Here is an 11615-nt window from a genome sequence, read left to right on the forward strand (position 1 = left end):
GTGTTCAAATCAAGGTGCCAAGTATACAGACTCAACGAATGGATCTTTGCGCGGGATCAATATTGACGCGTGAGGTCAGTGCCCCGCCGTTTTCGAGAACAGTTGAATCACCACCACGCCCAACACAATCAAGCCCATCCCCAGCATTGCCGGCAGATCGAGCTTCTGCCCATAGATGAACAGCGCCGCGACGCTGACCATCACGATGCCCATCCCAGCCCACACGGCATACGCCACGCCGACCGGCACTGTACGCACCACCAGGGTCAGCATCCAGAACGCCACGCCGTAGCCGACGATCACCAGCAGCAGTGGGATCGGCGTGCTCCAGCCCTTGATGGCTTTCATGGAAACGGTGGCGATGACTTCCGAGCAGATGGCGATGGCCAGGTAGTAGTAGGCAGGGGTCATGGTGCGGTCCTCGGTGTGTAGCGCGCTGGATAAGGTCGGCATTCTAGAGGCTCGTCAGATGGGGTAAAGTCATTACCTATCCGAATTGAAGATGGGTTGTGCCATGAATGTGCAGTGGAACCTGGAACAGATGCGCCTGTTCGTCAGTGTCGCCGAGCAGCGTTCTTTTTCGGCGGTGGCGCGTCAGCAGCGCAAGGCTCAGTCGGCGGTCAGCAACGGGATCGCCTTGCTGGAAGCGGACCTGGGCGTCAGCCTGTTTGAACGAAGCAGCGGCCGCCAGCCGCGCTTGACCGAAGCCGGCACGGTGCTGCTCGAAGAGGCTCGGGAAGTGCTGCGCCAGTGCGAACGCCTCAATGGCCGCGCATTGTCGTTGGTGCGCGGCGAAGAAGCCTGCCTGCGCCTGGCCCAGGATGAAGCGATGCTGTACCAGCCGGTCCTCGACAGTCTCGACGCCTTGGCCGGCCAATTTCCCAACCTCGAGGTGCAGCTTTCCAGCGCTGCCCAGGGCGATGTCGCACGCAAACTGGTGGAGCGCAGGGCCGACCTGGGCATGTTGTTCTATCACGATCAAATCCCCGAAGCGTTGGAGCGGCGGGTCGTCGGCAGTGTGGAAATGGTCACGGTGTGCGGGCGCCGCCATCCGCTGGCGGCGCAGCAAACCGTGGACTGCCAGGGGTTGGCGCAGTATCGCCAGTTGCTGATGTCGACCCAGACCAGCGTCTACCCCGGCAGCGAGGCCGCCAGCCCGCAGGTGTGGCGCGCCGACAGCTTCTACGTGCTGGCCGAATGGCTTATCCGTGGCCTGGGTTGGGCCTGGTTGCCCCGGCATGTGGTGCAATACCCCGCGTACCAGAACCAAATGGTCGAACTCGACAGCGAATGGACCCCGCCGGCCCTTGTGGTCGAGCTGGTGTGGCGCCGCGATGAACCCCTGGGCCCTGCCGCGCGCTTTCTCGCCGAACGTTTTGCCGAGTGCTTGCAGGCGATCGATTGAAAAAGCCGATAAACTCCGCCGCCATGAATAGAACTCTCTACAGCTGTCTGTTTTACCTGGCGCTGCCGTTGGTGGCTTTACGTCTATGGCTGCGTGCGCGCAAGGCGCCGGCCTACGCCAAGCGCGTGGGCGAGCGCTTTTCCTACGGCTTGCCGCGGATGCAACCGGGCGGGATCTGGGTGCATGCGGTGTCGGTGGGCGAAAGCATCGCCGCCGCGCCGATGATCCGTGGCCTGCTGGCGCGTTACCCGCAGTTGCCGATGACGGTCACCTGCATGACGCCCACCGGCTCCGAGCGTATCCAGGCATTGTTCGCCGATGAACCGCGCGTCCAGCATTGCTACTTGCCCTATGACTTGCCCTGCGCGGCCAAGCGTTTTCTCGACCGTGTCCAGCCCAAACTGGCCGTGATCATGGAGACCGAGCTGTGGCCCAACCACATCCACGCCTGCGCCCAGCGCGGGATTCCGGTGGCGCTGGCCAATGCACGCTTGTCGGCGCGTTCGGCCAAGGGCTACGCACGTTTTGCCAAACTGACGGCACCGATGCTGGCAGAAATGAGTCTGATCGCCGTGCAGACCGAGACTGAGGCCGAGCGTTTCCGCAGCCTGGGTGCGCGTGCGGACACGGTGCAAGTGACCGGCTCGATCAAGTTCGACCTGACCATCGACCCGCAACTGCTGGCGCGCGCGGCCGCGTTGCGCGAACAGTGGGGCGCCGGCGAGCGCCCGGTGTGGATCGCCGCCAGTACCCACGAAGGCGAAGATGAGGTGGTGCTGGCGGCCCATCGCCAACTGCTCGCCAGCTATCCCAATGCGCTGCTGATTCTGGTGCCGCGCCATCAGGAACGCTTCGGCCCGATGTTTGAGCTGTGCGAGCGACAAGGGTTCGCCACGGTGCGTCGTTCCAGCGGCGAGCCGGTCACCGCGCACACCGCCGTGTTGCTCGGCGACACCATGGGCGAGTTGCTGTTTTTGTATGCCTTGGCCGACAGCGCGTTGGTGGGTGGCAGCCTGGTCGCGACCGGCGGGCACAACCCGCTGGAACCGGCGGCGTTGGGCAAGCCAGTGATCATGGGGCCACACCGGTTCAACTTCCTCGAAATCAGCGCAATGCTGCGCGACGCCGGGGCGTTGCGTGAGGTGGATGACGCCGAAGGTTTGGCCGAGGCCGTGCGGCAGTTGTTCGAGCTACCGCAGGATGCCCAGCGGATGGCGCAGGCGGGGCTTAAGGTGATGCAGGCCAACCAGGGCGCGCTAACCCGTTTACTGGATGGCCTGGATAGGCTGATAACGCACTAAATGTGGGAGGGGGCTTGCCCCCGATAGCGGTGTGCCAGTTGAAGTCATGTTGACTGACTCGCCGTCATCGGGGGCAAGCCCCCTCTCACATTAGTAGCCAGGGCGGGCCTTGAGCTGCTCGGCGGCGGCCTTGGCCAGGTCCGGCGGCAGGAAGTCGCGGTCCGGGTTGTAGTCGGCCTTGAGATAGCGCGTCAGGTCTTGCAGGTCCCCAGGGTTCAACGTGCCGGCTGCCTGCTTCAAGCGCAGGTTGTCGAGGATGTAGTCGTAGCGGCTGTTGTTGTAGTTGCGCACCGACGCATAGAGCTGGCGCTGGGCGTCGAGCACGTCGACGATATTGCGCGTACCCACCTGATAACCGATTTCCGTGGCTTCCACCGCGCTCTGGTTGGAGATGATCGACTGGCGGCGTGCCTGCACCTGCTCCACGTCGGTGTTGACCGCGCGGTGCAGGTTGCGCGTGTTTTCCACCACCTGGCGGCGCAGGCCTTCGCGTTGCTGCTCGGTCTGGCCCAGGCGCGAGTACGATTCGCGCACTTGCGAGCTGGTCAGGCCACCGCTGTACAGCGGGATATTCAGGCGCAGGCCAATGGTGCGTTGCGAGACATCGCCGCCATAAGGCGTGCCGAAGGCATTCGGGTTGCTGAAGCCGAGCGCGTCGTTATCGCCCTTTTCATACTGCGCCACGGCGTCCAGGGTCGGCGCATGCCCGGCCTTGCGCTGCTTGAGGGTTTCCTCGGCGGCGGTGACGGCGTAGTTGCTGGCGAGCAGGTTCAGGTTCTGGCGGCCGGCGGTTTCGACCCAGGCCTTGGCGTCGTTCGGCAGCGGCGGCAGCACCGGCAGTGTATGCACAATGCCCTGGATCGAATTGTATTGACGGTTGGTCAGCGCGATCAGTGCTTCGAAAGCGTCGTCCACCTGGCGTTGCGCGACGATCCGGTTGGCCCGCGCGGTGTCGTAGCTGGCCTGGGATTGCAGCACGTCGGTCTTGTCCGACAGGCCCACGTCGAAGCGCTCGTTGGACTGGTCCAGTTGGCGCTTGAAGGCGCTTTCTTCGGCCTTGGTGGAGGCCAGGTTGTCCTGGGCGCGCAGCACGGCGAAGTAGTTCTCGGCGCTTTGCAGGATCAGGTTCTGTTCGGTGGCTGAAAGTTGCAGCGCAGCCTGTTCGTTGACGGCTTCGGCGGCTTGCAGCTGGAACCAGCGGTCGGCGCGGAACAGCGGCTGGCTCAAGGTCGCACGCCAGGAATGCGCGTCGCGGTTGGCGGTGGCGGCCGGGGTGTCGATCTGGGTGCGCGAATTGTTGATATCGGCACCGGCCGACAGGTTGGGCAGCAAACCGGCGCGGGCCTGGGGCACCACTTCTTTCTGCGCACCATACTGGGCGCGGGCGGCGGCCAGGTCGGCGTTGTTGTCCACCGCTTCCTGGTAGACGCTGACCAGGTCGGTTCGGGCGGACAAGGGCGCTTCAGCTGCCCAGACCATTCCGTTGGTCGCACAAGACACGGCGAGAGCCAGTGAGAGTTTGCGCAGCATGAATTGATCCCTAGTTTTAATATTATGATGATAATTTAACGCCCAAGGCTACGGTTGGCCATTCCTGGCGTCAAGCGTCGGGGCAGTCACCGAGTGTAGTGGTGGTTACACGGCGCAACAATCCTGCAATTGCGCCATTCATCACGCTGAATGCTCCGTTATTGGCAATTTGCCCTCACCCTGTCTAGACTGGCCGGGTTCTTGTCGGGGTGCCTTGTTGGAAGGCTGAGATCGGTAAATACCGGATCCCGTTGAACCTGATCAGGTTAACGCCTGCGTAGGGAACAAGATTTCTCGTCACCCGGCGAGTCCTCTTGTGCTTTGTCCGGGATGTTGTTCGACCTTCGAACAACCCTCGAGTACCCAGCACAGCACTGCTTCCAGTGCGTCCATCCGCCACAGGTTCGCTCCGACAAAAATCCACCGCCTGGATAGTTGGAGAGCCCGTGATGAGTACAAAACCAAAAAATACCGTGCATTTGAGTGAATCGGCCAAGGTCGACTCCGGCTCCGTGCAACCGTTTACCCGCTCGCAGAAAATCTACGTGCAAGGCACCCGTCCGGACATCCGCGTGCCGATGCGTGAAATCAGCCTCGACGTCACCCCCACCGATTTCGGCGGTGAGATCAACGCCCCCGTGGTGGTCTACGACACCTCCGGCCCCTACACCGACCCCAACGTCATCATCGATGTGCGCAAGGGCCTGGGCGATGTGCGCTCGCCGTGGATCGAGTCGCGTGGCGACACCGAACGCCTGTCGGGCCTGAGCTCGCACTTCGGCCAGCAACGCCTGACCGATGCCGAACTGACCGCGCTGCGCTTCGCCCATGTGAAGAACCCGCGCCGCGCCAAGGCCGGTGCCAACGTCACGCAGATGCACTATGCGCGCAAAGGCATCATCACCGCCGAGATGGAATACGTCGCCATCCGCGAAAACATGAAGCTCGAAGAAGCCCGCGCCAGCGGCCTGCTCGACCAGCAACACGCCGGCTACAGCTTCGGCGCCAGCGTGCCGAAGATCATCACCCCGGAATTCGTGCGCGAAGAAATCGCCCGCGGCCGCGCGATCATCCCGGCCAACATCAACCACACCGAACTGGAACCGATGATCATCGGCCGTAACTTCCTGGTGAAGATCAACGGCAACATCGGCAACAGCGCCCTGGGCTCGTCCATCGAAGAAGAAGTGGCGAAACTGACCTGGGGCATTCGCTGGGGCTCGGACACGGTGATGGACCTGTCCACCGGCAAACACATCCACGAAACCCGCGAGTGGATCATCCGCAACTCGCCGGTGCCGATCGGCACAGTGCCGATCTACCAGGCCCTGGAAAAAGTCGGCGGCGCCGCCGAAGACCTGACCTGGGAGCTGTTCCGCGACACCCTGATCGAACAGGCCGAGCAGGGCGTCGACTACTTCACCATCCACGCTGGCGTGCTGCTGCGCTACGTTCCGCTGACCGCCAAGCGCGTTACCGGCATCGTCTCCCGCGGCGGCTCGATCATGGCCAAGTGGTGCCTGGCGCACCACAAAGAGAACTTCACCTACACGCATTTCGACGAAATCTGCGAAATCATGAAGGCCTATGACGTCAGCTTCTCCTTAGGCGACGGTCTGCGCCCGGGTTCGATCGCCGACGCCAACGATGCCGCGCAATTCGGCGAGCTGGAAACCCTCGGCGAGCTGACCAAGATCGCCTGGAAGCACGACGTGCAAACCATGATCGAAGGCCCCGGCCACGTGCCGATGCAACTGATCAAGGAGAACATGGACAAGCAGCTCGAATGCTGCGACGAGGCGCCGTTCTACACCCTCGGCCCGCTGACCACTGACATCGCGCCGGGCTACGACCACATCACCTCCGGCATCGGTGCGGCGATGATCGGTTGGTTCGGTTGCGCCATGCTCTGCTACGTCACACCCAAGGAACACCTGGGCCTGCCGAACAAGGATGACGTGAAGACCGGGATCATCACTTACAAGATCGCCGCCCATGCAGCCGATCTCGCGAAAGGTCATCCGGGCGCGCAGATCCGCGATAACGCACTGAGCAAGGCACGCTTCGAGTTCCGTTGGGAAGACCAGTTCAACCTCGGCCTCGACCCGGACACCGCGCGTTCGTATCACGACGAAACCCTGCCGAAGGACTCGGCCAAGGTCGCGCATTTCTGCTCGATGTGCGGGCCGAAGTTCTGCTCGATGAAAATCACCCAGGAAGTGCGTGAGTACGCGGCCAACCAGCGCATCGATGCGGTGGATGTGGAGGTGGCCAAGGGCTTGGCCGAGCAGGCGGAGCGGTTCAAGCAGGAAGGCAGCCAGCTCTACAAGAAGGTCTGATCCGAGGTTGTAGGCGCTTTCAAGGGCCTTATCGGGGGCAAGCCCCCTCCCACATTTTGAATTGTGAACACATTCAAGTGTGGGAGGGGGCTTGCCCCCGATAACAATCTTTCAAACAACAAATGCCCCTCAGAGATTCCATCCTTGAGCATTCAACCCAGCACCTATTCCCCCGACATCGCAGTACCGACCGGCAAACGCGTTTTCGGCGCCCGCGATCTGTTTTCCCTGTGGTTCTCCCTCGGCATCGGCCTGATGGTCCTGCAAACCGGCGCGCTGCTCGCGCCCGGCCTGGGCCTGGCCGGTGGGTTGCTGGCGATTTTCCTCGGCACCCTGGTCGGCGTGCTGCTGCTCGCCGCTGTCGGCGTGATCGGCAGCGACACCGGGCTGTCCGCCATGGCCGCGCTCAAGCTCAGCCTCGGCGCCAAAGGCGCGAGCCTGCCGGCATTGTTGAACCTGCTGCAACTGATCGGTTGGGGCGCGTTTGAAATCATCGTCATGCGCGATGCCGCCAGCCTGTTGGGCGCGCGGGCCTTCAGCGACGCCAGCCTGTTGGCCAGCCCGATGCTGTGGACCCTGTTTTTCGGTGGCCTGGCGACCTTGCTGGCGGTCAGTGGCCCGCTGACGTTCGTGCGCCAGATCCTGCGTAAATGGGGCATCTGGCTGCTGCTCGCGGCCTGCCTGTGGTTGACCTGGAACCTGTTCGCCAAAGCCGATCTCGCCACGCTATGGGCCCAGGCCGGTGACGGTTCGATGCCCTTCGCGGTGGGGTTTGACATCGCCATCGCCATGCCGCTGTCGTGGCTGCCGCTGATCGCCGATTATTCGCGCTTCGGCAAACGCGCGAAAAGCGTGTTCGGCGGCACGGCGCTGGGCTTTTTTATCGGCAATTTCTGGCTGATGAGCCTGGGCGTGGCCTACACCCTGGCGTTTGCGCCGAGCGGTGAAGTCAACGCGCTGTTGCTGGCGCTGGCCGGCGCGGGGCTGGGGATTCCGTTGTTGCTGATCCTGTTGGATGAGTCGGAAAACGCCTTTGCCGATATTCACTCGGCGGCCGTCTCCAGCGGGATTCTGTTGCGCCTGAAGGTCGAGCACCTGGCCTTGGCCATCGGTGTGCTCTGCACGTTGATCGCCTGCTTTGCTCCGTTGGCGCAGTACCAGAACTTTCTGCTGTTGATCGGTTCGGTATTCGCGCCGCTGTTTGGCGTGGTGCTGGTCGATCATTTCATCCTGCGCCGCCGCGGCCAGGGCGCGCTTGCCACGCTACGCTGGACGGCGCTGCTGGCCTGGCTGGGCGGCATCGGCACCTACCACTTGCTGGCCAACCTGTATCCGGATATCGGCGCGACCCTGCCGGCACTGGCGCTGGCAGGGCTGTTGCAGTTCATCCTCGGGCGCGCCTTCAGCGGCGCGCGGGCACCAGCTCAGGCTTGATGATGCCTTCCAGGCGCGAGTAAGGAATCTGCAGCTCGATGTGGCCCAGGGCATACGGCGCGATCGTGGTGGTGGGGTACTTGAGGGTCACGCTGCCGGAGGTCAGCGCCACGTTCGGGGTTTTCTGGAACGGGTAGCGCTTGACGAACTCCGGCTCCAGGCTCAGGCGGGTGCTGATCAGCCAGCTGTTGTGCGCCACCTGGGCGGCCTTCCAGAATGCTTCTTCCTTGCCGGGCAGCAACATGTCGCTCAGCGACAGGGCTTTTTGCTGCGGGCGCGAATAGTTGATGAAGGCGCGGCCCGGTTCGCCGTGGGTGGCGCCCTGGTCCAGGTAGCTGGACAGTTCGATGATCACCAAGCCGTCATGCTGCTCGCGTACCTTGGCCTGCAAGTACATGCTGTTGCGTGGCGCGGCGGTGCTCAGGAACTGCTCGCGGTACGTCGCCAGGCTCGACGGCAACGGGTCGCTCGACCGGGTGCGGGTCATTTCCAGCAGACGTTGTTCGATCAGTGCGTCGAGCTTGGGCTCCTTGGCAAAATGCACGGTGTCGATGTTCACCAGCGGGCAATCGGCGTTGGCGCAGTCCGGCTTGCTTTGCTCGCTGGCGTCGCGGGTGGCTTCCAGCGGGGTGCTGTAGTTCGGTTGGAACAGGCTCTGGCAGGCGCCGAGCGTCAAGGCGATACACGCCACGGAGGCGATTTTTAAAAGTGACATGTAGGGTCTTCGTCCGTCGATAAGAGCGAAATTCGTGGAGCTTCGACTACCGGCATGGCAGTCAGTTCGCCACTAAGCTCATTAGAGTGAGTTTGACGCCCGCCGTCTATCCCGGCAACCGTAAAGGGGCTGCGCCAACGGGCAGGAGCGCGTTAGGATGGCGCCAATTGCACGGGCATAACGAGGAAGGATATGACGGACATCGCGAAATCGACGCCGAGCACGATCGAGATTGTTCAGCGCGACAATGCCTATCAGGGTTTCTACAAGCTCGATCGCGTGCAACTGCGCCACGAAAAATTCGACGGCGGCATGAGCCGGGTGATCAACCGCGAGGTCTTCGTGCGGCATGACGCCGTGTGCGTGCTGCCCTACGACCCGCAGCGCGATGAAGTGGTGCTGATCGAGCAGTTTCGCGTCGGCGCCATGGGCCGCGCCGCCAACCCGTGGCTGGTGGAAATGGTCGCCGGCCTGATCGACAAGGACGAACAACCGGAGGAGGTTGCACACCGCGAAGCCGAGGAGGAAGCTGGACTGACATTCTCCGCACTGTGGCCGATCACCCAATATTTCCCTTCGCCCGGCGGCAGTACCGAATTCGTCCACTTGTACCTGGGCCGTTGCGACAGCTCGGGCGCCGGTGGCGTTCATGGACTGGAAGAAGAGGCAGAAGATATCCGCGTCAGCACCTGGGCTTTCGAAGATGCCTTGCAAGCGGTGCGTGATGGTCGGATATCCAATGCGCCCAGCATTATTGCCTTGCAATGGCTAGCGCTCAATCGCGCGGAAGTGAGGGGGTTATGGCAGTAAAGGCACGGGAACGATACCGGGTTGACCTGATCGGGCTGCAAGCCGCCTGCGAGGCCAACTATGCGCGGCTGATGCGCCTGCTGCCGGACATGCGCCACACGCCCGAGGCACGGCGCATCGCCGTGACCCATGGCGACCAGATGCTCGGCGTGCTGACCCTGGAAGTCATCGTCAATTGCCCATACACCACCACCCTGCGCGTGCGCCAGGAGCACAGCCTGCCATGGCTGCCGGTGCCGCAACTGGAAGTGCAGGTGTACCACGATGCGCGAATGGCCGAAGTCATCAGCGCCGAACATGCGCGACGCTTTCGCAGCATCTATCCTTACCCCAATGTGTTCATGCACCAGCCCGATGAGAAAGCACAGCTCAATGTGTTCCTCGGTGAATGGTTGAGTCACTGTCTGGCCCTGGGCCACGAGTTCGAAGTCGTGCGGTAGATGTGAACTGCATCTGCTTCCCTGGGTTTCCTCTTTGTGTCCTGCCCCAGCATAATCGCGCCATACGTCCATTCCTGTGATTGCCTTGGGAGAGCACCTTGCCCCGCGTACCCACCGTGACCCCCGATGCACCGGCAGTGCTGGTGCAACTGTCCGACAGCCATCTGTTTGCCGAGGCCGACGCCACGCTGGTGGGCATGAACACCCGTGAGAGCTTGCAACGGGTGATCGGCCTGGTGCGCGAGCAGCAGCCCCGGATCGACTTGCTGCTGGCCACGGGGGACTTGTCCCAGGACGGTACGCTGGCGTCCTATCAGCACTTCCGGGAGATGACCGCGCCCTTTGGCGTGCCGGCGCGCTGGATTCCCGGCAACCACGATGAGCCGCAGATCATGGCCCACGCCGCCCTGCACAGCGACCTGCTGGAACCGGTGGTCGACGTCGGCAATTGGCGCATTACCCTGCTCGACTCCGCCGTACCCGGTTCGGTGCCGGGTTATCTGCAGGACAGCCAGCTGCAACTGCTGGCCCAAGCCTTGAGCGAAGCGCCGCACCGCCATCATCTGGTGTGTTTCCACCATCATCCGGTGCCCATCGGCTGTGCGTGGATGGAACCCATCGGCCTGCGCAACCCCGAGGCACTGTTTGCCGTGCTGGACCGTTTCCCTCAGGTCCGGGCCTTGCTCTGGGGGCATGTACACCAGGAGATCGACCGCGAGCGCAACGGCGTGCGTCTGCTGGCGTCGCCGTCCACCTGCATCCAGTTCACGCCGGGCAGCGAGGACTTCAACGTCAGCACCGAGGCGCCGGGCTATCGCTGGCTGCGTCTGCATGCCGACGGGCGGTTGGAGACCGGGGTGGAACGGGTCAAAGGCTTTGCCTTTACCGTGGATTACGCCAGCAACGGCTACTGAAGGTGGGAGGGGAAGACAGGGGACTCACCACTCCGATCCCTGTAAACTGCGCCTTTTTGGCGCAAGCACGGAGAGCCCGGCATGTCCGCTTCGATCCTGTATATCCACGGTTTCAACAGCGCGCCTGCGTCGAACAAGGCCAGCCAGTTGATCCGCGTGATGGACACCCTCGGCCTGGCCGACCAACTGCGCGTGCCGGCCCTGCATCACCACCCTCGCCAGGCGATTCCTCAATTGGAGGCGGCCATCGCAGAACTGGGGCGGCCGCTGCTGGTCGGCAGCTCGCTCGGCGGCTACTATGCAACCTGTCTTGCCGAGCGCCATGGCCTCAAGGCGCTGCTGGTCAACCCGGCGGTCAGCCCCCATCGGATGTTCGACGGTTACCTGGGCACCCAGAAGAACCTCTATACCGATGAAACCTGGGAACTGACCCACGATCACGTCACGGCGCTGGCCGAGCTGGAAGTCCCGGCGCCCCAGGATGCCGCGCGTTATCAGGTGTGGTTGCAGACCGGGGACGAAACCCTGGATTATCGCCTCGCCCAGCAGTATTACCGGGCCTGTGCCTTGCGCATCCAGGCCGGTGGCGACCACGGTTACCAGGGGTTTGCCCGGCAGTTGCCGGCGTTGTTGAGCTTTGCCGGCATTGGCGCGGATCAGTATCAATCCTTCGATTTCTCGGCACTGTAATTGCCTTGGAAACCGCAGGTCACTTTTTAATCGAACG

Annotated in this window: 11 protein-coding genes and 1 riboswitch; of the genes, 8 read left to right on the forward strand and 3 right to left on the reverse strand. The window is 62.8% G+C overall.

Annotation, left to right across the window (positions count from 1 at the left end; genetic code table 11):
* Nucleotides 1–75 precede the first annotated feature (75 nt).
* Nucleotides 76–411, reverse strand: a complete 336-nt coding sequence (locus PverR02_RS02560; protein ID WP_026140385.1) for a DMT family transporter — start codon at nt 409–411, stop codon at nt 76–78.
* Nucleotides 412–514: 103 nt separating this feature from the next.
* Here PverR02_RS02560 and PverR02_RS02565 point away from each other — a divergent pair, with 103 nt between their 5' ends.
* Entirely contained in the window at nt 515–1405 is an 891-nt protein-coding gene (locus tag PverR02_RS02565) for a LysR family transcriptional regulator (RefSeq protein ID WP_017849785.1), read from the forward strand.
* A 23-nt stretch (nt 1406–1428) separates the two neighbouring features.
* Complete coding sequence (gene waaA / locus PverR02_RS02570; RefSeq protein WP_079442714.1) at nt 1429–2706, forward strand: lipid IV(A) 3-deoxy-D-manno-octulosonic acid transferase; 1278 nt, start codon at nt 1429–1431, stop codon at nt 2704–2706.
* A gap of 90 nt (nt 2707–2796) precedes the next feature.
* On the opposite strand, the gene PverR02_RS02575 is transcribed toward waaA, so the two are convergent.
* On the reverse strand, nt 2797–4236 hold the full coding sequence (locus PverR02_RS02575) for a TolC family outer membrane protein (protein WP_046384920.1): 1440 nt from the start codon (nt 4234–4236) through the stop codon (nt 2797–2799).
* 195 nt (nt 4237–4431) lie between these two features.
* Nucleotides 4432–4537: riboswitch (TPP riboswitch) on the forward strand.
* 148 nt (nt 4538–4685) lie between these two features.
* Between PverR02_RS02575 and thiC the strand changes: the two genes are divergently transcribed.
* Nucleotides 4686–6575: a phosphomethylpyrimidine synthase ThiC gene (gene thiC, locus PverR02_RS02580; protein WP_046384919.1), complete on the forward strand. Its 1890-nt coding sequence runs from the start codon at nt 4686–4688 to the stop codon at nt 6573–6575.
* A 144-nt stretch (nt 6576–6719) separates the two neighbouring features.
* Nucleotides 6720–8009, forward strand: a complete 1290-nt coding sequence (gene cytX / locus PverR02_RS02585) for a putative hydroxymethylpyrimidine transporter CytX (RefSeq protein ID WP_079442715.1) — start codon at nt 6720–6722, stop codon at nt 8007–8009.
* Here the strand turns inward: cytX and PverR02_RS02590 are convergent.
* Complete coding sequence (locus PverR02_RS02590) at nt 7978–8724, reverse strand: RsiV family protein (RefSeq protein WP_017849780.1); 747 nt, start codon at nt 8722–8724, stop codon at nt 7978–7980. The two genes, cytX and PverR02_RS02590, sit on opposite strands and share 32 nt — an antisense overlap.
* Nucleotides 8725–8916: 192 nt before the next feature.
* Here PverR02_RS02590 and PverR02_RS02595 point away from each other — a divergent pair, with 192 nt between their 5' ends.
* The 4 genes from PverR02_RS02595 to PverR02_RS02610 all read left to right on the forward strand — a co-directional run bounded on the left by PverR02_RS02595 (nt 8917) and on the right by PverR02_RS02610 (nt 11578).
* The gene (locus PverR02_RS02595; protein WP_017849779.1) at nt 8917–9534 is read left to right on the forward strand and encodes an NUDIX domain-containing protein; all 618 of its coding nucleotides are present in this window, start codon (nt 8917–8919) and stop codon (nt 9532–9534) included.
* Nucleotides 9525–9974 (forward strand): DUF1249 domain-containing protein, encoded by a 450-nt coding sequence (locus PverR02_RS02600; RefSeq protein WP_003209507.1) that lies wholly within the window; start codon nt 9525–9527, stop codon nt 9972–9974. The genes PverR02_RS02595 and PverR02_RS02600 overlap by 10 nt, the downstream gene beginning before the upstream one ends.
* Before the next feature lie 98 nt (nt 9975–10072).
* A complete protein-coding gene (gene cpdA, locus PverR02_RS02605) occupies nt 10073–10888 on the forward strand; it encodes a 3',5'-cyclic-AMP phosphodiesterase (protein WP_046490734.1) in 816 nt (271 codons plus the stop codon).
* An 81-nt stretch (nt 10889–10969) separates the two neighbouring features.
* Entirely contained in the window at nt 10970–11578 is a 609-nt protein-coding gene (locus PverR02_RS02610) for a YqiA/YcfP family alpha/beta fold hydrolase (RefSeq protein WP_017849777.1), read from the forward strand.
* The last annotated feature ends 37 nt before the right edge of the window (nt 11579–11615 follow it).

This window comes from Pseudomonas veronii, from assembly GCF_002028325.1.
In the GTDB taxonomy this organism is placed as follows: domain Bacteria; phylum Pseudomonadota; class Gammaproteobacteria; order Pseudomonadales; family Pseudomonadaceae; genus Aquipseudomonas; species Aquipseudomonas veronii.